This is a genomic window from Microbacterium sp. M3 (genome assembly GCF_033548675.1).
Classification (GTDB): domain Bacteria; phylum Actinomycetota; class Actinomycetes; order Actinomycetales; family Microbacteriaceae; genus Microbacterium; species Microbacterium arthrosphaerae.
Genome location: NZ_JAWTZT010000001.1, coordinates 577,583 through 601,264, shown reverse-complemented (window position 1 = coordinate 601,264; position 23,682 = coordinate 577,583). Strand labels below are relative to the sequence as shown.

General features: G+C 70.8%; 25 protein-coding genes and 1 tRNA gene. 19 read left to right on the top strand and 7 right to left on the bottom strand.

Annotation, left to right across the window (positions count from 1 at the left end):
- Nucleotides 1–18: 18 nt before the first annotated feature.
- The 8 genes from R8Z57_RS02745 to R8Z57_RS02710 all read left to right on the top strand — a co-directional run bounded on the left by R8Z57_RS02745 (nt 19) and on the right by R8Z57_RS02710 (nt 6,442).
- A complete protein-coding gene (locus tag R8Z57_RS02745) occupies nt 19–1,383 on the top strand; it encodes an NAD-dependent succinate-semialdehyde dehydrogenase (protein ID WP_318352217.1) in 1,365 nt (454 codons plus the stop codon).
- 228 nt (nt 1,384–1,611) lie between these two features.
- The gene (locus R8Z57_RS02740) at nt 1,612–2,049 is read left to right on the top strand and encodes a pyridoxamine 5'-phosphate oxidase family protein (RefSeq protein WP_318352216.1); all 438 of its coding nucleotides are present in this window, start codon (nt 1,612–1,614) and stop codon (nt 2,047–2,049) included.
- A gap of 175 nt (nt 2,050–2,224) precedes the next feature.
- Nucleotides 2,225–2,297 (top strand) — tRNA-Trp (locus R8Z57_RS02735).
- Between the two features lie 96 nt (nt 2,298–2,393).
- A complete protein-coding gene (gene secE, locus R8Z57_RS02730; protein ID WP_318352712.1) occupies nt 2,394–2,666 on the top strand; it encodes a preprotein translocase subunit SecE in 273 nt (90 codons plus the stop codon).
- An 83-nt stretch (nt 2,667–2,749) separates the two neighbouring features.
- Nucleotides 2,750–3,907 (top strand): transcription termination/antitermination protein NusG, encoded by a 1,158-nt coding sequence (gene nusG, locus R8Z57_RS02725; RefSeq protein WP_318352215.1) that lies wholly within the window; start codon nt 2,750–2,752, stop codon nt 3,905–3,907.
- Nucleotides 3,908–4,037: 130 nt separating this feature from the next.
- Nucleotides 4,038–4,469: a 50S ribosomal protein L11 gene (gene rplK, locus R8Z57_RS02720; RefSeq protein WP_192634886.1), complete on the top strand. Its 432-nt coding sequence runs from the start codon at nt 4,038–4,040 to the stop codon at nt 4,467–4,469.
- Nucleotides 4,470–4,483: 14 nt separating this feature from the next.
- Nucleotides 4,484–5,176 (top strand): 50S ribosomal protein L1, encoded by a 693-nt coding sequence (rplA, locus tag R8Z57_RS02715; protein WP_318352214.1) that lies wholly within the window; start codon nt 4,484–4,486, stop codon nt 5,174–5,176.
- A gap of 219 nt (nt 5,177–5,395) precedes the next feature.
- Nucleotides 5,396–6,442 (top strand): NAD(P)H-dependent flavin oxidoreductase, encoded by a 1,047-nt coding sequence (locus R8Z57_RS02710; protein ID WP_318352213.1) that lies wholly within the window; start codon nt 5,396–5,398, stop codon nt 6,440–6,442.
- A 22-nt stretch (nt 6,443–6,464) separates the two neighbouring features.
- Here R8Z57_RS02710 and R8Z57_RS02705 read toward each other — a convergent pair whose 3' ends face one another.
- Entirely contained in the window at nt 6,465–6,740 is a 276-nt protein-coding gene (locus tag R8Z57_RS02705) for an acylphosphatase (protein WP_318352212.1), read from the bottom strand.
- A gap of 60 nt (nt 6,741–6,800) precedes the next feature.
- Here R8Z57_RS02705 and R8Z57_RS02700 point away from each other — a divergent pair, with 60 nt between their 5' ends.
- The gene (locus R8Z57_RS02700) at nt 6,801–7,154 is read left to right on the top strand and encodes a DUF1801 domain-containing protein (protein WP_318352211.1); all 354 of its coding nucleotides are present in this window, start codon (nt 6,801–6,803) and stop codon (nt 7,152–7,154) included.
- Between the two features lie 6 nt (nt 7,155–7,160).
- Here R8Z57_RS02700 and R8Z57_RS02695 read toward each other — a convergent pair whose 3' ends face one another.
- Nucleotides 7,161–7,874, bottom strand: coding sequence for a LysE/ArgO family amino acid transporter (locus R8Z57_RS02695; RefSeq protein WP_318352210.1), 714 nt, complete (start codon nt 7,872–7,874; stop codon nt 7,161–7,163).
- A 71-nt stretch (nt 7,875–7,945) separates the two neighbouring features.
- On the opposite strand from R8Z57_RS02695, the gene R8Z57_RS02690 reads away from it, so the two are divergent.
- Nucleotides 7,946–8,839, top strand: a complete 894-nt coding sequence (locus R8Z57_RS02690) for a LysR family transcriptional regulator ArgP (RefSeq protein WP_318352209.1) — start codon at nt 7,946–7,948, stop codon at nt 8,837–8,839.
- Between the two features lie 193 nt (nt 8,840–9,032).
- Here the strand turns inward: R8Z57_RS02690 and R8Z57_RS02685 are convergent, their stop codons facing one another.
- Together R8Z57_RS02685 and R8Z57_RS02680 are read right to left on the bottom strand one after the other, a co-directional pair.
- The gene (locus tag R8Z57_RS02685; RefSeq protein WP_318352208.1) at nt 9,033–10,058 is read right to left on the bottom strand and encodes an NADP-dependent oxidoreductase; all 1,026 of its coding nucleotides are present in this window, start codon (nt 10,056–10,058) and stop codon (nt 9,033–9,035) included.
- Between the two features lie 152 nt (nt 10,059–10,210).
- Nucleotides 10,211–11,398 (bottom strand): ROK family protein, encoded by a 1,188-nt coding sequence (locus R8Z57_RS02680; protein WP_318352207.1) that lies wholly within the window; start codon nt 11,396–11,398, stop codon nt 10,211–10,213.
- Nucleotides 11,399–11,511: 113 nt separating this feature from the next.
- On the opposite strand from R8Z57_RS02680, the gene R8Z57_RS02675 reads away from it, so the two are divergent.
- The 8 genes from R8Z57_RS02675 to R8Z57_RS02640 all read left to right on the top strand — a co-directional run bounded on the left by R8Z57_RS02675 (nt 11,512) and on the right by R8Z57_RS02640 (nt 19,962).
- A complete protein-coding gene (locus R8Z57_RS02675; protein ID WP_318352206.1) occupies nt 11,512–12,618 on the top strand; it encodes a Gfo/Idh/MocA family oxidoreductase in 1,107 nt (368 codons plus the stop codon).
- Nucleotides 12,615–14,195, top strand: a complete 1,581-nt coding sequence (locus tag R8Z57_RS02670; RefSeq protein ID WP_318352205.1) for a sugar ABC transporter ATP-binding protein — start codon at nt 12,615–12,617, stop codon at nt 14,193–14,195. Before R8Z57_RS02675 ends, R8Z57_RS02670 begins: the two co-directional genes overlap by 4 nt.
- Nucleotides 14,192–15,292 (top strand): ABC transporter permease, encoded by a 1,101-nt coding sequence (locus tag R8Z57_RS02665; RefSeq protein ID WP_318352204.1) that lies wholly within the window; start codon nt 14,192–14,194, stop codon nt 15,290–15,292. The genes R8Z57_RS02670 and R8Z57_RS02665 overlap by 4 nt, the downstream gene beginning before the upstream one ends.
- Nucleotides 15,289–16,365, top strand: coding sequence for an ABC transporter permease (locus R8Z57_RS02660; RefSeq protein WP_318352203.1), 1,077 nt, complete (start codon nt 15,289–15,291; stop codon nt 16,363–16,365). The genes R8Z57_RS02665 and R8Z57_RS02660 overlap by 4 nt, the downstream gene beginning before the upstream one ends.
- A gap of 14 nt (nt 16,366–16,379) precedes the next feature.
- Nucleotides 16,380–17,579, top strand: coding sequence for a substrate-binding domain-containing protein (locus R8Z57_RS02655; protein ID WP_378723338.1), 1,200 nt, complete (start codon nt 16,380–16,382; stop codon nt 17,577–17,579).
- A 126-nt stretch (nt 17,580–17,705) separates the two neighbouring features.
- Complete coding sequence (locus R8Z57_RS02650; protein WP_318352201.1) at nt 17,706–18,560, top strand: sugar phosphate isomerase/epimerase; 855 nt, start codon at nt 17,706–17,708, stop codon at nt 18,558–18,560.
- A gap of 80 nt (nt 18,561–18,640) precedes the next feature.
- A complete protein-coding gene (locus tag R8Z57_RS02645) occupies nt 18,641–19,648 on the top strand; it encodes a sugar phosphate isomerase/epimerase (RefSeq protein WP_318352200.1) in 1,008 nt (335 codons plus the stop codon).
- A 17-nt stretch (nt 19,649–19,665) separates the two neighbouring features.
- Nucleotides 19,666–19,962, top strand: a complete 297-nt coding sequence (locus R8Z57_RS02640) for a Dabb family protein (RefSeq protein WP_318352199.1) — start codon at nt 19,666–19,668, stop codon at nt 19,960–19,962.
- Between the two features lie 38 nt (nt 19,963–20,000).
- Here the strand turns inward: R8Z57_RS02640 and R8Z57_RS02635 are convergent, their stop codons facing one another.
- Both R8Z57_RS02635 and R8Z57_RS02630 read right to left on the bottom strand, forming a co-directional pair.
- Nucleotides 20,001–20,465, bottom strand: coding sequence for a MarR family winged helix-turn-helix transcriptional regulator (locus R8Z57_RS02635; protein WP_318352198.1), 465 nt, complete (start codon nt 20,463–20,465; stop codon nt 20,001–20,003).
- A gap of 11 nt (nt 20,466–20,476) precedes the next feature.
- Nucleotides 20,477–22,225, bottom strand: coding sequence for an MDR family MFS transporter (locus R8Z57_RS02630; RefSeq protein WP_318352197.1), 1,749 nt, complete (start codon nt 22,223–22,225; stop codon nt 20,477–20,479).
- Nucleotides 22,226–22,410: 185 nt separating this feature from the next.
- Here R8Z57_RS02630 and R8Z57_RS02625 point away from each other — a divergent pair, with 185 nt between their 5' ends.
- Nucleotides 22,411–22,923, top strand: a complete 513-nt coding sequence (locus tag R8Z57_RS02625) for a 2'-5' RNA ligase family protein (RefSeq protein WP_318352196.1) — start codon at nt 22,411–22,413, stop codon at nt 22,921–22,923.
- Between the two features lie 4 nt (nt 22,924–22,927).
- On the opposite strand, the gene R8Z57_RS02620 is transcribed toward R8Z57_RS02625, so the two are convergent.
- Nucleotides 22,928–23,590: a YqaJ viral recombinase family protein gene (locus tag R8Z57_RS02620; RefSeq protein WP_318352195.1), complete on the bottom strand. Its 663-nt coding sequence runs from the start codon at nt 23,588–23,590 to the stop codon at nt 22,928–22,930.
- Nucleotides 23,591–23,682 lie beyond the last annotated feature (92 nt).

Genomic DNA, 23,682 nt, shown 5'->3' with positions numbered 1-23,682 from the left:
TCCGATCGGAGAGGAAACATGACCGACTACGCCGTCGTCAACCCGGCCACGGGCGAGACCCTGGCCACGTACCCGACCATCAGCGACGAGGCGCTCGAGACCGCGATCGCGGGAGCGGATGCCGCCTACCGCACGTGGCGCGACGTGCCGGTCGCCGAGCGCGCGGCCCGGATCCGCAAGGTGGCAGAGCTCCACCGCGAGCGTCGCGACGAGCTCGCCGCGATCATCGTCCGCGAGATGGGCAAGCCGCTGTCGGCCGCGCTCGGCGAAGTGGACTTCGCCGCCGACATCACCGAGTACTACGCCGACAACGCCGAGAAGGTCACGGCCGACCAGCCGATCGACATCCTGGGCGAGGGCACCGCGGTCATCCGCCGCACGCCGCTGGGCGCGCTGCTGGGCATCATGCCGTGGAACTTCCCCTACTACCAGGTGGCCCGCTTCGCCGCGCCGAACATCGTGGTGGGCAACACCATCCTGCTCAAGCACGCCCCGCAGTGCCCCGAGTCGGCGGCGGCCATCGCCCAGATGTACGCGGATGCCGGACTCGGCGACGGCGTCTACACGAACGTGTACGCCACCAACGACCAGGCGGCGACGATCATCGCCGACCGCCGGGTGCAAGGCGTCTCGGTCACCGGCTCCGAGCGCGCGGGAGCGGCGGTCGCCGCCCTCGCCGGCCAGAACCTGAAGAAGGTCGCGCTCGAGCTCGGCGGCTCCGACCCGTTCATCGTGCTGTCCACCGACGACCTCGACGCGACCGTCGAGGCTGCCGTGGAGGCCCGCATGGACAACAACGGCCAGTCGTGCAACGCCCCCAAGCGGTTCATCGTGCAGGAGGGCCTCTACGACGCGTTCCTCGAGAAGTTCACCGCCGCGATGACGGCGTCGAAGATGGGCGACCCGTTCGCCGACGACACCGTCCTCGGCCCGCTGTCGTCGCTGGCCGCCGCCGAGCGCCTGCAGGAGCAGGTGGATCGCGCCGTGGCGCAGGGTGCGACGCTCGTGGCCGGCGGCACGCGGGACGGTGCGTTCTACGAGCCCACGGTGCTCGCCGGGGTCACCTCCGACATGGACGTCTACCGCGAGGAGCTGTTCGGGCCGGCCGGTGTGGTCTACAAGGTCGCCGACGAGGACGAGGCGGTCGCGATCGCCAACGACACCAGCTTCGGGCTCGGCTCCTACGTCTACACCACCGACCCCGAGCAGGCCGAGCGCATCGCGAACAAGATCGACGCCGGCATGGTCTACGTCAACATCGTGCTCGCGGACTCGCCCGAGCTGCCCTTCGGCGGCGTGAAGCGGTCCGGCACCGCCCGCGAGATGGGCCTGCTGGCCGCCGACGAGTTCGTCAACAAGAAGCTGATCCGCGTCGCCGGCTGACACGAACGTCGTCGAACCAGGGGATTCGCGTCGAACTCGAGGGCATCGCCCTCGGTCTCGGCGCGAATCCCCGGTCTCGGCGGCTCAGTGCGAGGCCCCGCTTCGGAGGCGACCGGATCGCCGGAGTCCCACAGGTCGTCCAGGCGGGTCTGGGGGAGCGGCATGCCCGAATGCTCCCGCCGCCGTCCGGGGGTGTCGCCGTCGCGGTGGGCGGGCCAGGATGGAGTCATGGCAGACACACCGGATCCCGTCGTCGCCCTCTCCGATGAAGAGTGCTGGGAGCGCCTGCGGGGGCAGGAGCTCGGACGCCTCGTCACCCGGGTCGGCGAGGTGCTGGACATCTTCCCCGTGAACTACGTCGTCGATGGCGAGAGCGTGCTGTTCCGCACCGCGCAGGGCAGCAAGCTGTTCGAGCTCACCGTCAACGATGAGGTGCTCTTCGAGGTGGACGACCACACCGACGCCGACGCGTGGAGCGTGATCGTGCGGGGACGCGCTCATCCGCTCGACCGCTCCGCCGACGTGGAGCGCGCTGACGGACTCGGCCTCAAGCCCTGGATCCCGACGCTCAAATACACCTTCGTGCGCGTCGAGGCGACGGCGATCTCGGGGCGGGCGTTCGCGCGCACTCCGGAGCCGGATCGCTACGGCGTGCAGCAGTACTGAACCGGTGACGGCGCGCGTGCAGAGGCGGTCCCGGTTCGCGGGGCCAGCGGGCATGCCGTACACTGGATCATGCAGTTGAAGTCTGCATTCTTTCGCCGTGCCCGTCTCCGGGTGCGGATCCTCAAGCCGCGGTGAGAGGGGAAGAGTGCGGGCATCACGAGACCTCCGGGTCTCTAGGGCGGTAGCTCAATTGGCAGAGCAGCGGTCTCCAAAACCGCAGGTTGCAGGTTCGATTCCTGTCCGCCCTGCGCATCAGCGCACACCGATGGAACGACATCGGTGGAAGTTGGTAACGAAGTGCAGTCGGCCCGTGCCGGCTCACGGAAGGTAATCAGGTGGCATCGATGGTTCAGGACGAGCCGAAGGGCGAGGTCGTCCCCGCTGACGGGACGACCGCTCCCCGCGAGAAGAAGCCGAACGTCTTCGCTCGTATCGCCCTGTTCGTCCGCCAGGTCTTCGCCGAGCTCCGCAAGGTCGTCACCCCGACGCGCCAGGAGCTGCTGAAGTACACGGCGGTGGTGCTCGGCTTCGTCGTCGTGATGATGGCCCTCGTCTACGGGCTCGACGTGCTGTTCGTGTGGATCACGGCGTACGTCTTCGGAGTGCCCGGCGCCTGATCCCGAGCGCCTCCGGCTCGCACCGGCGGCATGACACGGGCGGACCTCAGGTCCGGCAGCGGACGGAACGGAAGAGAACTCACGTGACTGAAAGATATGTCGACGACGCCGATTGGGCGACGGCCGCCGAGCAGTCGTCGGAGGACGACGAAGCGCAGGAAGGCAACGTCCTGGCCGCGGAGGAGCGGTCGGTCGAGGCCGCCGAGCACGCCGCGATCCACATCGTCGACGACGCCGACGAGGATGACGCGGACCTGGACGACATCGACATCGACGACCCGGAGGCGGACGCCATCGTGAACGACGCGCTGAACCTGGACGAGACGGCCGAGACCGAGGCCGCGGCCGAGGTCATCAACGACTCCATCGCCGAGGAGGTCGCCGAGCGCGAGGCCGAGGCCGCCGACGAGGTGGCGCCCTACGACGGTCCCGACGTGAACGGCGACGAGGACGAGCCGGTCCTCGACGAGGACTTCGTCGAGGAGGTGGATGCCGCAGCCGGCGTCGTGGACGAGGTCGAGGCTTCGGTCTCCCCGGCCGACGCCGCCGAGGCTCCCGCAGACTTCGACGGCGAGAGCTCCGAGGGCGAGCTCTCCGAAGACGAGGGCGACGACGACGAGGACCCCTACGAGGCGTTCCGCACCGAGCTGCGCACCCTCCCGGGCAAGTGGTACGTCATCCACTCCTACGCCGGCTTCGAGCGCAAGGTGAAGGCCAACATCGAGCAGCGCAAGTCGACGCTCGAGGTCGAGGAGGACATCTACCAGATCGAGGTCCCGATGGAGGACGTCGTCGAGATCAAGAACGGGCAGCGCAAGATGGTCACGCGCGTCCGGATCCCCGGCTACGTGCTCGTGCGCATGGAGCTCAACGAAGACACCTGGTCGGTCGTGCGTCACACCCCCGGCGTGACCGGCTTCGTCGGCAACGCCCACAACCCGACCCCGCTGCGCTTCGAAGAGGCCTTCAACATGCTGAAGAGCCTGGTCGAGGTCAAGGAGGTCGCGGGCGCCAAGGGCGGTGCGGCCAAGAAGGGCGCGGCCACCGCTGCGCGCGTCATCCCGGCCGAGGTCGACTTCGAGGTCGGCGAGACGATCACCATCAAGGAAGGCTCGTTCGCGGGCCTGCCCGGCACGATCAGCGAGATCAAGCCCGAGAGCGGCAAGCTCACGGTCCTCGTCTCCCTCTTCGAGCGCGAGACCCCGGTCGAGCTCAGCTTCGACCAGGTCACGAAACTCTGAGCTACCTGCTGGTAGACTCTGCAGGTTTGCGCGTGCGCTGAGCGCCCGCGCGATCGACACCGCGGTCCGGAACGGCCGGATTCGCGGGAGAACAGGGTGCCCCGGCATCCGTTCGTTGAAAGGAAAGAGAATGGCACCGAAGAAGAAGGTGACCGGCCTGATCAAGCTTCAGATCAACGCCGGTGCCGCCAACCCGGCGCCGCCGATCGGCCCCGCGCTCGGTCAGCATGGCGTCAACATCATGGAGTTCTGCAAGGCGTACAACGCCGCGACCGAGTCGCAGCGCGGCAACGTCATCCCCGTGGAGATCACCGTCTACGAGGACCGCAGCTTCACCTTCATCCTGAAGACCCCGCCGGCCGCGGAGCTCATCAAGAAGGCCGCCGGCCTCCAGAAGGGCTCGCCGACGCCGCACACGACCAAGGTGGGCAAGCTCACCAAGGACCAGGTGCGCCAGATCGCCGAGACCAAGCAGGCCGACCTGAACGCGAACGACATCGAGGCCGCCTCGAAGATCATCGCCGGCACCGCCCGTTCCATGGGCATCACGGTCGAGGACTGAGGGGAAGAGTAATCATGGCTACCAAGTCCAAGGCCTTCCAGGCCGCTGCCGCCAAGATCGAGGCGGACAAGTTCTACACGCCCACCGAGGCCGTCGCGCTCGCGAAGCAGACCGGCTCGGCGAAGTTCGACTCGACCGTCGAGGTCGCGCTGAAGCTCTCGGTCGACCCGCGCAAGGCCGACCAGATGGTGCGCGGCACCGTCATCCTCCCGCACGGCACCGGCAAGACCGCCCGCGTCATCGTATTCGCGACGGGTCCGGCCGCTGAGGCCGCGATCGCCGCGGGTGCGGATGAGGTCGGCGGCGCCGAGCTCATCGAGAAGGTCGCCGGCGGCTGGACCGCGTTCGACGCGGCCGTCGCGACGCCCGAGCTCATGGGCCAGGTCGGTCGCCTGGGTAAGGTGCTCGGCCCCCGCGGCCTCATGCCCAACCCCAAGACCGGCACCGTGACCCCCAACCCGGCCAAGGCCGTGGAGGAGATCAAGGGCGGCAAGATCGAGTTCCGCGTCGACAAGCACGCCAACGTGCACTTCGTCGTCGGCAAGGCGTCGTTCTCGGCCGAGCAGCTCGACGAGAACCTCAAGGCCGCGCTCGAGGAGATCGTGCGCCTGAAGCCCTCGAGCTCGAAGGGCCGTTACATCCAGAAGGGCGCCGTGTCGACCACGTTCGGCCCCGGCATCCCGCTGGACGTCAACGCGCTCGTCTGAGTCGTCTCGACAAGCTCAGCGACCGCCAGGTCGCACCGAAGGCCCCACCCGCTCGGGTGGGGCCTTCGTCGTTGCTGCCGACCGATTTCGAATCGCGCACTTTGCAGTTCCAGCCCCCGGATCGGTGCGAAGTGCGCGATTCGAAATCGGCGTGGGGGTCGGGGAGGCGACGCGGAGGGGGACGTCATCGCGGGGACGGAGCGGAGTAGCGTCGCAGGTATGGTCGCCACGCTCCAGGAACTGTTCGGAATCGACGCGCCGATCGTGCTCGGCCCCTTCGGCGGGCTGTCGTCGGTCGAGCTCACGGCGGCGGTGTCGGAGGCCGGCGGACTCGGATCGTACGGCCTCTACGGGTACTCCGCCGACCGCATCAGCGACACCGTGGCCGCGCTTCGCTCGGCCACGGCGCGGCCGTTCGCGGTCAACCTCTGGCTACCGACGGGCGACGAGGTGACGCCGGCCGACGTCGACCTGGCGCCGGCCACCGAGGCTGCGGCACCGCTCTTCGACGAGCTGGGGCTGGCGCGTCCCACCCCGCCGCTGGAGTTCCTCCCCGACCTCGACGCGCAGCTGACGGCGGTGCTGGATGCCGCGCCCGCCGTCCTCAGCCTGGTGTTCGGTGCGCCCTCCGAGCGCCTGGTGGCGCCGGCGCACAGTCGCGGCGTCCGTCTCATCGGCACGGCCACGACGGTCGCGGAGGCCGTCGCGCTGGAGGCGGCCGGCGTCGATGCCGTCGTCGCCACCGGAGCGGAGGCAGGCGGACACCGCGTGTCGTTCCTGCGGCCGGCCGAGCAGTCGCTCGTGGGCACGTTCGCGCTGGTGCCGCAGGTCGTCGACGCCGTGGACGTTCCCGTCATCGCGGCAGGCGGCATCGCCGACCGGCGGGGCGTCGCGGCGGCGTTCGCGCTCGGCGCGTCGGGCGTGCAGGTCGGCTCTGCGTTTCTGCGCACGACGCAGTCGGAAGCCACGGCGGCGCACCGCGCTGCGCTCGCGGACGCCGTCGACACGAGCACCGTCCTCACCCGGGCGATGAGCGGGCGGCTGGCCCGCGGCATCCCGAACCGCGCCATGCGCACCATCGAGACGGCGGGCGTGATCGCACCGTTCCCCGCGCAGAACTGGCTCGCCGGGCAGTTCCGCGCGGAGGCCGGGCGCCGCGGCGCCGGCGACCTGGTGTCGCTGTGGGCGGGCCAGGCCGCGGGGCTCGCGACCAGCGATGACGCCGCAGAGGTCTTCGCAGAGCTGACCGCCGGAATCCCCGGCTGACCGCGGTCGCGGCCGCGCCGGGTCACGCGGTCGGTCGCACCTCGAAGCCGCGCTCGCCGGTGGTGGCGGCATCCGTCACCGTCGCATTCTCGACGCGCGAGCCGGGCGGTCCCTCGGCCATCCACGCGAGCACCTCGTCGAGCTGGGCGGGTGCGCCCTCGACCTCGGCCTCGACCGAGCCGTCGCGCCGGTTGCGCACCCAGCCGGCGACCCCCGCCTCGTGCGCGATCATGCGCAGGGTGTAGCGGTAGCCGACGCCCTGCACGTCACCGCGGACAGTCACGTGCACGCGCTTCATGCGTCCATCGTGCACCCGGCGGGGTGTCGCCGGCGAGCCACCCGATGGCAGGATGCGGGCATGGGAACCGTCGATGACCTCCTGGCCGGGCTCGATGCCGCCGACCGCCCCTCGATCGAGCGCATCTACGCGATCGCCCGGGAGCAGGCGCCCGACGCCGAGCAGGGGCTCGGATACGGGATGCCGGCTCTCGTGTATCGCGGCAAGCCGCTGGTGTCGGTGATGCGGGCGAAGAAGCACATCGGCGTCTACCCGTTCAGCCCCGATGCGGTGTCGGCGGTGGCTGCGTCGCTCGAGGGGCATCCCGGCGTCGGGCTCGACAAGGGGACGATCCGCTTCCAGCCGGAGCATCCGCTGCCCGATGACGTGGTGCGGGCGCTGATCGCGGCGCGCAAGGCCCAGATCGACGGCTGACTCCGGTCAGTGGGGGAGGACGAGCGAGACCCCCAGGACGATCATCACGACGGCGATCACCGCATCGAGGATGCGCCAGGCTCGCGGCGTGGAGAGCCAGCGGCCGAGCGCCCGCGCGCCGAACGCGAGGCCGAAGAACCACAGGACGCTCGCGGCCATGGCCCCTGCCGCGAACACCCATCGCGCCTCGCCGTGGGTGTTCGCGACCGTGCCGAGGAGGAACACGGTGTCGAGGTACACGTGCGGGTTGAGCCAGGTGAGCGCGAGGCACGTCAGCAGCACCGGCAGCAGGCGCTTGGCGGTGGGGGGCGCCACGACGGCGGCGGGGACGGATGCCGCGGCCACCGTCCCGCGTGGCGGCTCCGGCGAGGCGGGGCCGGGGATGTCTCCGGCGTCGGCGGCAGGGGCGGCGGTGCCGTCGCCGAGCACCTCGCCGGACGGACGCCAGGCGCGTCGCGCGGCGAGCACGCCGTAGCCCACGAGGAAGAGCGCACCGGCCCAGAGCACGGCGTCGATCAGCCACGGGGCGCCCGCCAGCACGAACCCGATGCCCGAGACCCCGAGGGCGATCAGCAGTGCATCCGACACCGCGCAGATCGCCGCCACCGCGAAGACGTGCTCCCGGCGCAGGCCCTGACGCAGCACGAACAGGTTCTGCGCGCCGATGGCGATGATGAGGGAGAGCCCGAGGCCGAGACCGGCGAGCAAGGGGGTGAGCATGCTTCGACGCTACGGCGGTCGCGACCGGTAGTACAGCTCATGTTCCTTCAGTACCATTAGCACCACTGAAGATGCGCATCCCGTTCGAGCTTGCCGAGACGCTGGCCGTCGTCGTCGACGAGGGCACGCTGGATGCTGCCGCGCGGCGGCTGCACGTCACGCCGTCCGCCGTCAGCCAGCGCATCAAGGCCCTCGAGGAGCAGCTCGGCCGGCTGCTGCTCGTGCGGTCGAAGCCGGTGCGGCCGACGGAGGCCGGCATGTCGGTCGTCCGCCTGGCGCGACAGACGGCGCTCCTCGAGCACGACGCGCTGACCGAGCTCGGCGCCGACGACGACGCGACCGCGATCACCAGCGTGCCGCTCGCGGTCAACGCCGACTCGCTGGCCACCTGGTTCCTCGAGCCGCTCGCACGGCTGGCGCAGCGGCATCCGGTCGTCTTCGACCTCCACCGCGACGATCAGGACTTCACCGCCGGACTGCTCGAATCGGGCACCGTGATGGGCGCGGTCACCTCGCGGGCCGCCCCCGTCGCGGGATGCCGCTCATCGGTGCTGGGCGCGATGCGCTACGAAGCCGTGGCCACGCCCGCATTCGTCGAGCGGTGGCTCGGAGGCGACCGCGGTGCGGCGTTGGCCGCTGCGCCGCTCGTGGACTTCGACCGCCGCGACGACCTGCAGAACGAGTGGCTCGCGCGGCAGGGGGTCGAACCCGGGCTGCCGCCGCGGCACTACGTGCCCGCCTCGAACGACTTCGCGGCGGCCGTGCGACTCGGGCTGGGGTGGGCGATGCTGCCGCGCTTCCAGTCCCAGGACGCCCTGGAGCGGGGCGAGCTCGTGCTTCTCGGCGGCGCGCCGGTCGACGTCGTGCTGCACTGGCAGCAGTGGAACCTGCGCTCGCCGCTGCTCGATGCGATCGCCGACGCGATCGTCGCCGAGGGGCGGCGGGTGCTCGCCGCGGTCGGGTGACCGCGCGCCGAGGGGGCAGCGGTTCCGCTGCGGACGGGCCGGGCGCCGCGGCCGTCTCCGGCGACCCGCGCCCGCGCGGCCGATCCCGGCGACCCGTGCCCGTGCGGGCAACCCGGCGACCCGCGCCGCGCGGCCGAGCCCGCCGACCCGTGCCCGCGCGGGCAGCACCCGGCGACCAGCGCCCGTGCGCAGGTCAGTCGTCGCTGACCCGCAGCACCACCTTGCCGCGCGTGTGACCGCCCTCGATCGCGCGATGGGCGGCGGCCGCATCGGAGAGGTTGAAGACCTGCTCGATGTAGACCTGCACCGCGCCGGAGTCGAGCAGACGCGCGATCGTCGCGAGCGCGCTGCCGTCGGGGGTCACCTTGAACGACGTCGCCCGCACACCGGCGTCGGCTGCCGCCTCGGCATAGCCCGGCCAGGATCCGGTGGGCACCAGCACGTACAGGCCGCCCGGGCGCAGCACCTGGAGCGATCGCATCCCTGTCCGAGCCTGCACGTTCCCCACGAGGTCGATCACGACGTCGACCTCACCGACCACCTCCTCGAACCGGGTGGTGGTGTAGTCGATCACCACTGAGGCGCCGAGCTCACGCAGCCACGACGCGTTGCGGGCAGAGCCCGTGACCGTGACGTGTGCGCCGAAGTAGGCGGCGAACTGCACGGCGAAGTGACCGACCCCGCCGCTGCCGGCGTGGATGAGCACGCGCTGCCCCTCGTGCGCGTGCGCGGTCTCGACCACGAGCCCCCAGGCCGTCAGTGCGGCCAGCGGCACGCCGGCGGCCTCGACGTGCGACAGGCTCGCCGGTTTGCGGGCGACCGACAGCGACGGCGCCACCACGTAGCCGGCATAGGTGCCGCCGGTGCGCGGGAAGGAGGCCATGCCGAACACCGCGGTGCCCGGCGGGAACGGATGCGACTCGTAGGGGCTCTTCACCACGACGCCGCTGAAATCGAACCCGAGCGTCGCGGGGTACGCATCGATGGCTGCCGAGACGCCTCTTCCGGCGCGGGTCTTCGCGTCGATCGGGTTGACGCCGGCGGCGACCACGCGCACGAGCAGCTCGGTGAGCACGGGGGAGGGGACGGGAACGGATGCCGCACGCAGCGCATCTGCGTCGCCGGCGGCGTCGATGACGATCGCCGCCATCTCGGCGGGCGGCGCCTCGACCGTCGCGAGCGGGGACTCGGGCGTCGATCGCAGCGGTCGGAACCTCATGGTGCACTCCTTCCGCGGGCGTGCCGTCATCGGCACCGACTGAACCCCGGTGGCACCAGTCAACCGCGAGTTCGTCTCGGTCGTGTTACGCGGGTGCTAAGCGTCGGGCACGGCCCCCGGCGCGCCCCGGCCCGGATCGCGCACCGGAGGCGTCACGCCCGGGCGGCGCGGAGCTCGACGGCGGCGGGGGAGAGCACCTGCTGGGTGACCATGATCGCCGCGCCGAGCACGCCGGCGGTCTCGTCGGCCTGCGACTGCACGATGCCCAGGTGCTGGGTCGCGAGGGGGATGGACCGGCGGTAGACGACTTCGCGGACGCCGGCGAGCAGGTGCTCGCCCGCGCGCGCGATGCTGCCGCCGATGACGATGACCGACGGGTTAAGCATGTTGACCACCGTCGCGAGCACCTCGCCGACCTCGCGACCGGCCTGCCGCGTTGCGGTGATGGCGGCGGGGTGGCCGGCCCGCACCAGCGCCACGACCTCCGAGCCGCCCGCGGCATCGATGCCCTGCGCACGCAGGTCGGCCGCGATGGCCGTACCGCTGGCGATGGCCTCGAGATCGCGCTGGTCGCCCGGGGGCCGGGGCGAGTCGTGGCTGTAGGGCACCTGCACATGGCCCATGTCTCCCGCCGAGCCCTGCGCTCCTCGCTGCAGCGCGCCGCCCGAGATGATGCCGGCGCCGATGCCGGTGGACACCTTGACGAAGATGAGGTCCGCCACGCCCGGCCAGCTGAGCGCCTGCTCGCCGAGTGCCAGGATGTTCACGTCGTTGTCGACGAGGACGGGCACGTCGAAGGTGCGCTGCACGTAGTGCGGCACGTCGAAGCGGTCCCAGCCGGGCATGATCGGGGGGTTGGTGGGTCGCCCGGTCGAGTGCTCGACGGGGCCGGGCACGCCGATCCCGACGCCCACCACCTGGGTGGGCGCGATCCCCTGGCGCTCGAGCAGGCCGGCGCCCTCGGCGATCACCGAGTCGAGCACGCGCTCGGGCCCGTCGGCGATGTCCAGCGGGTGGGTGTGGGACGTCAGGATGTTCGCCGCCAGATCTGCGACCGCGACCGTGGCATGCGTCGCGCCGAGGTCGACGGCGATCACCACGCCGGCGAGCGGATTGAACGCCACGCGGGCGGGCGGCCGGCCGCCGGTGGAGGCGGCTTCGCCCGCCGGTCGGAGCAGTCCCGCGGCCAGCAGCGTGTCGACGCGGCCCGACACGGTCGACCGGGCGAGGCCGGTGAGCGTGGCGAGCTCCGCCTTGGTGCGCGCGTGACCGTCGCGGAGGATCTGGAAGATCTCGCCCGCTCCGCCGCCGGCTCCACTGCCGCGCAATGCGTCGACCATGGCGACAGTAAAGCACAGGGCTTGCGTCGTCCGAGGGCGACCTTAACATCACGACCAGATCACTTTTGACGGAGTGCTAGCAAAAGTCTGGCGTTGCGTGTCAGAATCGCCGCATGACTACGGAAGTCATCGACATCGGCGTCGAGACGCTGCGCACGGGCATCGTGGGCGGCGGCTTCATGGCGCGGGTCCATGCCGCGGCGGCGCGACGTGCGGGTGCACGACTCACCGCACTGGCCTCCTCCCGCCGCGACCGCGCCGAGTCGGCAGCACGAGAGCTCGGCATCGCCCGCGCGGAGGACGACGCGGACGGGGTGTTCGCGGCATCCGACATCGATGTGGTGCACATCTGCACGCCCAACGCCACGCACGCGGCCTACGCCGCGGCGGCGCTCGCCGCCGGGAAGCATGTCGTGTGCGAGAAGCCGCTCGCGACGTCGGCCGCCGACGCCGGGCCGCTCGCGTCCGCGGCCGCTGACGCCCGCGTCGTGGCGGCCGTCCCCTTCGTCTACCGCTACCATCCCATGGTCCGTGAGGCCCGCGCGCGGGTCGATGCCGGCGAGGTCGGCACACTCCTGACGGTCGACGGCGCCTATCTGCAGGACTGGATGCTGCGTCCGAGCGACGACGACTGGCGGGCGGATGCCGCGACCGGCGGTCCGTCGCGCGCCTTCGCCGACATCGGCTCGCACCTGTGCGACTTGATCGAGTTCGTCACCGGCGACCGCATCGCCCGGCTGGCGGCGCGGACCCGGCGGGTGTTCGACGCGCGCGGCGGACGCGAGGTGGCCAACGAGGACGTCGCCGCCGTGCTGTTCGAGACGACGGCGGGAGCCCTCGGCACCCTCGTGGTGTCGCAGATGGCGCCCGGTCGCAAGAACGCGCTCACCCTGGAGCTGCACGGCACGCGCCGCAGCCTCCGGTTCGAGCAGGAGCGACCCGAAGAGCTGTGGGTGGGCGGGCGCAAGGCCTCGCGGCTGCTCCTGCGCGACCCCGCGCACGCCGCCCCGGCCGCCGCGCGGCTGCAGACCCTTCCCGCCGGGCATCCGATGGGGTACCAGGACGCCTTCGACGGGTTCATCGCCGATGTCTACGCCGCGATCGGCGGCGCCGACCCCGACGGCCTCCCGACCTTCGCCGACGGCCTGCGCGCCGCGGTGCTCACCGATGCCGTGCTGGCCGCGGCGCACGACCGAACCTGGATCGAGGTGCCGGCATGACCGACACGATGCTCGCCGACACCCCCGTGCCGCCCGGCGGCTCGGACGTGGTGCTGCGTGCCCAGGGCATCTCGAAGGCGTTCTTCGGCGTCCGGGTGCTCTCCGACATCGACCTCGACGTCCGCCGCGGCGAGGTGCACGGCCTCGTCGGCGAGAACGGCGCCGGCAAGTCGACGCTCATGAAGATCCTCGCCGGCGTGCATGCCGCCGACACCGGGACCGTGGAGTTCGAAGGGCGCCCGGTGGCGTTCTCCCACCCGCGCCAGGCGATGGACGCGGGTCTCGTCACGGTGTTCCAGGAGTTCAACCTGCTCCCCGAGCGCACGGTCGCGCAGAACGTCTTCCTCGGTCGTGAACCGCGGCGCGCGGGCTTCGTCGACAGGAAGGGCATGGAGCGGCGCACCGGAGAGCTGCTCGACGGCCTCGGCGTCACGTTCATCGACCCCGGCGCGCGCGTCGGCTCGCTCACCGTCGCCGAGCAGCAGATCGTCGAGATCGTCAAAGCGCTCTCGTTCGACGCGCGGGTGATCTCGATGGACGAGCCCACCGCCGCCCTGAGCGATCACGAGGTCGAGCTCCTGTACGCGATCGTCCGCAAGCTCACCGCGCGAGGCGTCGCCGTCATCTACGTGTCGCACCGCCTCAAGGAGATCTTCGACCTCTGCGATCGCATCACGATCCTGAAGGACGGCGCCCTGGTGTCGACGGATGCCGCGGCCGACCTCACCGACGTCGAACTGGTCCGTCGGATGGTGGGCCGGCCCCTGCAGTCGTACTTCCCCTCACCCGTCGAGGGCACGACGCTCGGCGCACCCCGACTCGAGCTGACCGGGTGCGGCAACGAGTTCGTCGACGGCGTCTCGCTGACCCTGCGCGCCGGCGAGATCGTGGGGCTGGCCGGTCTGCAGGGCTCGGGGCGCACCGAGCTCGTCGAGGGGATCTTCGGCGTCCACGGGTTCACCCGAGGGGGAATGACGCTAGACGGGCGATCCGTGCGCTTCCGGAGTCCGCGCGAGGCGGTGCGGGCCGGCCTTGCGCTCGTCACGGAGGATCGCAAGGCGCAGGGGCTCGCGCTGGGGCAGTCCATCCTCGACAACGGCCTGCTCGTCGTGCGGAGCGTCTTCGCCGGTCGCACCGGCGCCGCCCGCAAGCGGGTTCCCGGCATCCTGAGCTCGCTCGAGGTGTCGTCTCGCGGTGTCGACCAGGAGGTGCGGTTCCTCTCCGGCGGCAACCAGCAGAAGGTCGTGCTCGCCAAGTGGCTGGTCACCGACCCGCAGATCGTGCTGTTCGACGAGCCCACCCGCGGCATCGACGTCGGTGCGAAGGTCGCGGTCTATCAGCTCATGCGCCAGCTGGCGGCCGAGGGGAAGGCGGTCCTCATGGTCTCGAGCGAGCTGCCCGAGGTGATCGGCATGAGCGACCGCATCCTCGTCATGCGCGACGGCGAGCTCGCCGCCGAGCTTCCGGCGGGATCAGCCGAGCACGAGGTGCTCGCCGCCGCCACGGGCTCGGCCGAAGAGCCCGGGCGGGCCGACGTCGCGGATCCGCGGCTCGACGACGAGGGGAGCAGGCCGTGAAGCGCCTCCGCATCGACTCCACCGTGATCGTCCTCGGCATCCTGCTCCTCGTCATCGTCGTGGGCGCGATCCTCGTCGCGACCGTCGGCCGCAGCTTCTTCAGCCCGGGCAACATCCGCGACATCCTCACCGGGATGAGCGTGCTGGGACTCGTGGCCATCGGCCAGACACTGGTGATCCTCGGCGCCTCGCTCGATCTCTCGGTCACCTACGTGATCAGCCTCGCCAGCCTCATCGGCGCGACGACGATGAACGGCAACCCCGCGAACATCCCGTGGGCAGTCACCCTGACCCTCATCGTGTGCGCCGCGATCGGTCTCGCGAACGGCCTGATCGTGACGGTGCTCAAGGTTAACGGCTTCATCGCGACCCTCGGCGTGGGGCTGATCCTGCAGGGCGTCCTCAACACCAACTTCCAGGGGAGCGCCGGCGAAGTGCCGTGGGCGTTCCAGCTCATCGGCGCCACGGGCGTCGGTCCCGTGCCCGTCTCGACCATCGTGATGATCGCGCTCGCCGTCATCGTCTGGTTCCTGCTCGACCGCACCCGCACCGGCGCGCACCTCTTCGCCGTGGGCGGCGACCCCGAGGTCGCACGGCTGTCGGGGGTCCGCACGCGGCCGCCTCTCATCGCCGCCCACGTGCTCTGCTCGGTGTTCGCGGGTCTCGCCGGACTGCTGCTGGCCAGCCGGCTCGGCGTCGGAAGCCCCACGGTCGGGCAGCAGGGCGGCTACGCGCTGCTGTCGATCGCGGCCGTCGTGCTCGGCGGCACGCTGCTCATGGGCGGGCGCGGCTCGATCTGGGGCACGATCGGCGGCGTGGCGATCTTCGCCGTCGTCGACAACGTCATGAGCGTCATGCAGGTGAACCCGTTCCTCAAGGACGTCGTGCGCGGCGTGGTCATCGTCGCGGCCGTCGCCGTCTACAGCCGCCGGGCTGTGGTGCGCCGGCGCACGAGGTTCGGCCCGGGCGGCACCCGGACCGGTGGCGACGCTGAGGCGGAGGCCGCCGCATCGGCGATGGTGGCGGCATCCCACGCCCTCGAAGCCGAGGCCGATGCGACCGATGGCGGAACGACCACGCGAGGGGGTGCACGATGAGGTTCCTGAAGGCACTCGTGAGCCCGCGGGGAGCGGTCTTCCTGCTCCTGGTGATCCTGCTCGTCGCCGTCATGGCGCTGAACCCGAACTTCGCGGAGCCGGGGCAGCTCATGCGCTTCATCCAGCGCGTCGCGCCCGTCGCGATCGTGGCCATCGGGCAGTACTTCGTGATCATCGCGGGAGAGTTCGACCTCTCGCAGGGCTCACTCATCACCGCGCAGGTGATCGTGGCGGGCAACCTCGTGGGGCAGGACGAATCCCGCACCATCCCGGTGCTCGGCCTCATGATCGTGCTCGGGCTCTTCGTCGGCCTGGTGAACGGGCTCCTGACGACACTGCTCAAGGTGCCCTCGTTCATCGTGACGCTGGGCATGATGCTCGCCCTGCTGGGGCTGGTGCTGTGGTGGACCGGCGGCGCGGCGACGGGCAATCCGCACGACAGCTTCCGCCAGATCGGGCGCGGCGGAATCCGCGACATCCCGGTCATCGACTTCCTGCCGTGGGCGGTGCTCGTCCTCGCGGTGTGGCTGGCGCTCGGCATCTGGATCACCAAGCGTCCGCTCGGCAAGCTCCTCATCGCGATCGGCGACAACGCGCGTGCCGCCCGCTACTCCGGGGCGCGCGACTGGTGGGTCACGACGCGGGCGTTCATGATCTCGTCGCTGTCGGCGACGGTCTCGGCGGTGCTGCTCGTCGGCTACGCCGGTGTGCACCCGTCGGTGGGCCGCGGCTACGAGTTCGTCGCGATCACCGCGGTCGTGCTCGGCGGGGTCGTGCTCGGCGGCGGGCGCGGCTGGATCGTGGCGGCCGTGGCGGGTGCCTTCGTGCTCGAGGCGCTGTTCCTGCTGCTCAACATCGCCGGAGTCCCGGCGACCCTGCGCGACGCCGTGCAGGGCGTCATCATCATCGCCGCCGTGGCGTACTCGGGCCTGGTGTTCCGGTCCCGCCGCCGCGGCGGCCCCGCAAAGACTTCTCCCGTCCAGGGGAAGAGACCCGACGCTCCCGATGGCGCCGAGGTGTCCGCATCACCTGCCCTCGCTCGCGAGGGTGTCGCAGAATCCAGAGGAGACTAGCAATGCGACGATCAATGAAGATCGCCACCACGTCGGTGGCGCTCGTGGGCCTCTTCGCCCTCGCCGGGTGCACGACCGACCCGAACGTGGCGCCGCCGGACTCGTCCGCGGCACCGACCGAGGACTCGGGCGAGAACTCGTGGTTCGACCAGGAGCTGTTCGACACCCAGATGGCCCAGCGCGAGGTCGTGCCCGAGGGTCCGGAGGACGAGCCCTACCTGCAGTACATCGACGCCGAGATGGTCGACACGACGCAGTACGCGAGCCCCGGCGCGAAGAAGGCGTGCTTCGCCAACGCGTCGATCTCGAACCCGTGGCGTCAGACCGGCTGGATCACCATGAACCAGCAGCTGCAGGTGCTGCAGGAGTCGGGTGTCATCAGCGAGATGGAGACGCGCGACGCGCAGGACTCCGACGACACGCAGATCGCCGACATCGACTACTTCATCTCGGAGGGCAACTGCGACGTCTTCATCATCTCGCCGAACAGCACGGCGGCGATGACCCCGGCCGTCGAGCGCGCCTGTGAGACCGGCAAGCCGGTGATCGTGTTCGACCGCGGTGTGGAGACCGACTGCCCGGTCACGTTCATCCACCCGATCGGCGGCTTCGCGTGGGGCATCGACACCGCGCAGTTCCTCATCGACAACCTCGAGGAGGGCGACAAGGTCGTGGGCCTGCGCATCCTTCCCGGCGTCGACGTGCTGGAGCAGCGCTGGGCCGCGGCGGAGTACATGTTCGAGGAGGCCGGCATCGAGGCGGTCGACTACTTCACGGGTGCCGACCCGGCCGAGATCAAGAGCATCATCTCCGACGAGCTGGCCAAGGGCGACGTCGCGGGCGTGTGGATGGATGCCGGTGACGGCGCCGTCGCCGCCATCGAGGCGTTCGAGGACGCCGGTGTCGACTACCCCGTCATGACGGGTGAGGACGAGATGAGCTTCCTGCGCAAGTGGAAGGAGACGGGCCTGACCGGTCTTGCCCCGGTCTACTCGAACTTCCAGTGGCGCACGCCGCTGCTGGCGGTGCAGAAGATCTTCGCCGGTGAAGAGGTGCCGAAGGAGTGGGTGCTGCCGCAGAGCCCCATCACCGCCGAAGAGGTCGACCAGTACCTCGAGGCCAACGACGGCATGCCCGACGGCCACTACGCGAAGTTCGGCGGCGAGAACCTGCCGGGCTACCCGGAGGTCTGGCAGGAGCGCCAGATCCCGTAACCCAGCCGACCGTGTCCCACTTTCTGGGAGTCATGTCCCGATGACACCGCTTTCCGGGTCTCGGGAAGGGCAGAAAGTGGGACACGGTCGCATCCACGCCGGTCTGCGGCAGAGAGGAGCACGCGCATGCAGCGCACGATCGGCGTCAACACCTGGGTGTGGACCTCGCCGCTGACCGATGAGTCGCTGGCCGCGCTCGCCCCGAAGATCGCCCGCATGGGGTTCGGGGCGATCGAGCTTCCGCTCGAGAACGCGGGGGACTGGGATGCCGCGCGCGCGGGTGAGCTGCTGGGCTCGCTGCGGCTGCGGCCCGTCGTCGTGGGTGCGATGGGCCCCGGCCGCTCGCTCGTCGACCGGGCGGGCAACGTGCCCGCCACCCAGGAGTACCTGCGCACGTGCCTCGCCGCCGCGCGCCGGGTCGGGGCATCCGTCGTCGCGGGGCCTTTCTACGCGCCCACCGGGGTGACCTGGCGCATGACCGCCGCCGAGCGCACCGAGATCGTGGCGCAGCTGCAGCGCAACCTGCGCCCGCTGGTCGAGGAGGCCGCGGTCGACGGGCTCGCGCTCGGGGTCGAGCCGCTCAACCGGTACGAGACCAGCGTCATCAACACCGTCGAGCAGGGGCTCGACGCACTCGGGCCGCTCCTGGGGCCGGGTCTCGGCCTGGCGCTGGACACCTACCACCTCAACATCGAGGAGAAGCGGCCGGATGCCGCCATCCGCGCCGCGTCGGGCCACATCACGCACGTCCAGGTGTGCGGCAGCGATCGCGGCGCGGTGGGCGACGACCACACCGACTGGCCCGCGACCCTCGCGGCGCTCGACGCCGCCGGCTACGACGGCATCCTCGGGCTCGAGAGCTTCACCGGCGAGAACGCCACCATCGCCGTCGCCGCCTCGGTGTGGCGGCCGCTCGCCTCGAGCCAGGACGAGCTCGCCGAGCGGTCCCTGGCGTACCTGACGGCACTTCAGACAGACTGAGCCCGACCCCGGGCGCCGCCCTGCGACCCGGGCGACGGAAGGGGCGGGCGCCCCGATCGGACTCCAACGGAGGAGCACACATGGCCGAGCATCCCGTCACCCTGTTCACGGGGCAGTGGGCGGATCTGCCGTTCGAGGAGGTGGCTCGGCTGGCGGCGTCGTGGGGGTACGACGGGCTCGAGATCGCGGCATCCGGTGATCATCTGGATCTGAAGCGTGCCGACGAGGACGACGCGTACGTGCAGTCGCGGCGGGAGATCCTGGACCGGCACGGGCTGAAGGTGTTCGCGATCTCGAACCATCTGGGTGGTCAGGCGGTGTGCGACGCGCCGATCGACTTCCGCCACCAGGCGATCCTGCGTGAGTACGTGTGGGGCGACGGTGACGCCGAGGGGGTGCGGCAGCGTGCGGCGGAGGACATGAAGCGCTCGGCACGCGTCGCGCGCAAGCTCGGCGTCGATGTCGTGGTGGGGTTCACCGGGTCGTCGATCTGGCCGTACCTGGCGATGTTCCCGCCGGTGCCGGCGGCGGTGATCGAGAGCGGGTTCGAGGACTTCGCGGCGCGGTGGAACCCGATCCTGGATGTGTTCGACGCCGAGGGGGTGCGGTTCGCGCACGAGGTGCACCCGGGCGAGATCGCCTATGACTACTGGTCGAGCGTGCGGGCACTGGAGGCGATCGGGCACCGGGCGGCGTTCGGGTTCAACTGGGATCCGTCGCACATGATGTGGCAGAACATCGACCCGGTCGGGTTCATCTGGGATTTCCAGGACCGGATCTATCACGTGGACTGCAAGGACACCCGGATGCGGCCGCGCAACGGCCGGGCGGGGGTGCTCGGGTCGCACCTGCCGTGGGGGGATCCGCGCCGCGGCTGGGACTTCGTCTCGACCGGGCACGGCGACGTGCCGTGGGAGGACTCGTTCCGCGCGCTCGACGCGATCGGCTACACCGGCCCGATCTCCATCGAGTGGGAGGACGCCGGCATGGACCGGCTCCACGGCGCCGAGGAAGCGGTCCGGTTCGTGCGGTCACTGCTGTGGCCCCCGCCGGCCGCATCGTTCGACGCCGCGTTCAGCAACCAGTGATGCGGAAGACTCGGAGCATGCCGATTCAGCACACCGTCGTCTTCCGCCTCTCCCACGCCGAAGGTTCCGCCGAGGAGCAGGCGTTCCTCGCCGATGCGCGCGCCGCGCTCACGTCGATCCCGGGCGTCGACGACTTCCAGGTCAACCGGCAGGTGAGCCCGAAGAGCGACCTCGGTCACCAGTTCTCGATGGTGTTCGCCGACGAGGCCGCCTATCAGGCCTACAACGACCACCCCACGCACGTGGCGTTCGTCGCCGAGCGCTGGGTGCCGGAAGTGGCGCAGTTCCAGGAGTACGACTTCGTCCAGGCCTGAGACCGCGGACCGGGGCGCCCGGCAGGGCCGCTGGGCGGTCAGACGGCCGGCGTCTCTCCGGCGGTGAGAGCGTGGAGCAGCCGCGTCAGGTTGAGGATGTCGTCGACCGGCCACTCCTGGAGGGCGTCGACGAGCAGGCTCTCCTGCGGTGCCCGCGCCTCGGCGAGCCGCTCCAGGCCGAAGGCCGTGGGCGAGAGGAGGCTCGACCGGCCGTCGTCGGGGTCGGGCGTGCGCTGGACGAGTCCGAGCTGCTCGAGCTCACGCACCGTGCGACTGATCTGGCCCTTGTCGGACATGAGCGACTCCGCCAGGGCGGAGAGGGTGATGCCCTCGCGCCGCACGATCGTCGTGAACACCTTGTAGGCGCCGGGCAGCATGCCCGGGCTCACCCGGTTGGCGTTCTCGGTGATGATCTTCCGGAAGCGGTTGATCAGCTCGCCGAACTCCGCCTCGAGGGCGCGCACCGCCTCGGTGCGCGCCGCTCGGGTGTCGTCGGAGATCATCGTGTTCGACATTAGCGCCGGGTGACGGATGCCTCGTCCGCCGTCTCTGCGGGCGAACCGGGGCCTGCGGCCGCGGCGCGGGACGCGGCATCCGTGTCCACCGTCGCGGTGGCTGTCAGGGTCTCCATGCCCTCCGCGACCGAGACCGTCGCAAGGTCGGCCTCGCTCGCCCGGACGCGCTCGCTCGTGGTCATACGCGTGAGCGGGTTGTTGGGCAGGAAGATGATCGCGATGAGGCTCACGACCGCCAGCGGCACGGCGATGAGGAACGAGTGCGCGATGGCCTGGGCGTAGACGTCCTCGACGATGATCCGGATCGACTCCGGCAGCGCCGACACCTGCGGGATGGTGCCCGCGGCCAGCTGCTCGCCGATCGCGGCACCCTTCTCGCCCAGCTTCATCAGGGCAGCCCCGATGTCGTCCTTGCGCTCGGCGAACAGGTCGGTCGCCGACGTGGCGAGCGCCGCGCCCATCACCGAGACGCCGATCGTGCCGCCGAGGCTGCGGAAGAACGTCACGCCCGAGCTCGCGACGCCGATCTCGGTCGGCTTGGCGGTGTTCTGCACGATGAGCACGAGGTTCTGCATCGTCATGCCGACGCCTGCGCCGAGCAGGAACATGTAGAGCGAGACGAGCACGAAGTTCGTGTCGTAGTGGATCGTCGACAGCAGATACGAGCCGGCGATCAGCAGCACGCCGCCCACGATGAGGTAGGGCTTCCAGTGGCCGTGCTTGGTGACGAGGCCGCCGATGACGATCGAGGCGAGGAGCAGGCCGCCGATCATCGGGATGGTCATGAGGCCGGCCTCGGTCGGGGTCGCGCCGCGCGCGAGCTGCATGTACTGGCTGAGGAACACCGACGTGCCGAACATCGCGATGCCGATCGAGATCGACGCGACGACCGCGAGCGTGAAGGTGCGGTTGCGGAACATCGTCAGGGGGACGAGGGGCTCCTTCGAGCGCAGCTCGACGATCACGAACAGCAGGGCTGCCAGGAGCGCGCCGCCGACCATGAGGATCGTCTCGGTGCTCCACCAGTCGTAGTCCTTGCCCGCGTTGGTCACCCAGATGAGGAGCAGCGAGACGGCGGTCGACAGCAGCACGATGCCGAGGTAGTCGATGCGCGCCTTGGTCTTCGGACGCGCCGGCAGGTGCAGTGTGCGCTGCATGATGACGAGCGCCGCGACGGCGAAGGGGAGGGCGATGAAGAAGTTCCAGCGCCAGTCGATCGTGTCGGTGATGAACCCGCCGAGGAGCGGACCGCCGACGGTGGCGACGGCCATCACGGCGCCGAAGAGGCCCATGTAGCGGCCGCGCTCGCGGGGGCTGATGATGTCGGCCATGATCACCTGGCTGAGCGCGGCGAGGCCGCCGGCGCCGATGCCCTGCACGGCGCGGAACGCGATGAGCGTGCCGGTGTCCTGCGAGAAGCCCGCGGCCGCCGTGGCCAGCACGAAGATCACGATGGCGAGCTGGATCAGCAGCTTGCGGTTGAACAGGTCGGCGAGCTTGCCCCAGATAGGGGTCGAGATCGCCGTCGTGAGCAGTGTCGCGGTGACGACCCAGGTGAAGGCGGCCTGGTCGCCGCCCAGGTCGTGGACGATGACGGGAAGCGAGGTCGAGACGACGGTCGAGGCGAGCATCGACACGAACATGCCGAGCAGCAGACCGGTGAGCGCCTGCAGCACCCGGCGGTGCCGGCGCTTGTCGTCGGCGCTCTCGGTGGCGACCGGCCCGGTCGCGGGGGTGGACGTGGCCATAGGAGATCCTTCGAGCGGAGAGGGGTGGCGCGGCGACGGTGGCGCGAGAATGGTTGACGCAGGTCAACAGTTGATTGAAGTCAACGATATACGGATCGTTGATCTGTGTCAACTATCTCCGCTTTCGCCCGTATGGACAGGGCGGAAGGCGGCGCTCACCAGCCCATCGGGCGCAGGATGGGTGTGTGTTCAGTGTCGAACTGCTGCCCGATGCGGGCATCGAGGCCGCGATCCGGGCGGAGTGGGAGCGTCTGATCGAGGCGGGGCTGCCGAGCGCCGGCCGGCACAGCGGCTTCAGCAACCGGCCGCACCTCACCCTCGCGGTGCGGGATCAGCTGGACGCGCAGCAGGTCGCGGGGCTCGCCGGACTCGCCGCGGCGCTGCCGCTGCCGCTCGAGCTCGACGGCATCCTCCTGTTCGGCGGCGCGGAGCGGGTCATCCTCGCGCGGCACGTCGTGGTCACCGCCGCCCTGCGGGAGTTCCACGCGGCGGTCGCTGAGTGGCTGGGCCCGCCCGAGCCGCGCTACGCCAGCACCGCGTCCGACCACTGGTCGCCGCACGTCACGCTGGCCCGGCGGATAGACGCCGCGCAGCTGTCCGACGCGCTGCGCGCGGTCGACGTGCGGCCTCTCCGCGGCGCGGCGACGGCGTTGCGGATCTGGGATGCCGCGACCCGCACCGTCACGATGCTCGAGTGACGCGTCAGTCGGCGAGGGCGAGTGCGCGGAACGGTTCCCTCGGGCGGGCCGGCGGCTGCGGCATCCGTCCCGGCTCCTGGCGTGCGCGCATCGTGCGGAGATAGAGCTCGTCGATGAGCGCGGTGGCCAGGTGCACGAGCTTGGCGATCTCGGCCTCGTCGCGGTCGACCCAGGCACAGCGGGGCTCGTCATCGACGGGCACGAAGCCATCGTGCTGCTCCCACGCGACGAGGGTGCGCTCGGCGCCGAGCACATGCTGCTGCCACCACACCTGTCGCAGGTAGCCCCGGGGGATGCTGCGCCAGGCCTTGTTGGTCGTCTTGATCTCGGCCAGCACCACGCGTCCGGACGCGTCGACGGCGATGCCGTCGGGGGTCGCCAGGTGCCGCTTCTCGACCACGGCATGGAAGAGCGCCGACGACGGCTGGATGCCATGGGTAGCCGCGACCCAGCTCGCGATCTCGGGCTCGCGCGCCCGCCCGTGCGCCGTGTACGCGTTCCCCGAGAACCCCGAGCCCATGAGCTTGGCATCGGCGGCACGAGCGATCGCCCGCTCGGAGGTGAGCGTCGCCACGTCGGTCGCGGTGATTCCGCGCGAACGCGCCCGCACCCAGGCCACCCGGTCGCGCGAATCCGCGACGATGCGGGCGGCGAGTTCGGGGGTCACGCCCTCCACCGTACGCCGCCGCCGCGACATCCACCGACGCGACGCACGGCATCCGCGCATCCCCCTCCCACCCCCGTCGACATTGCACGATC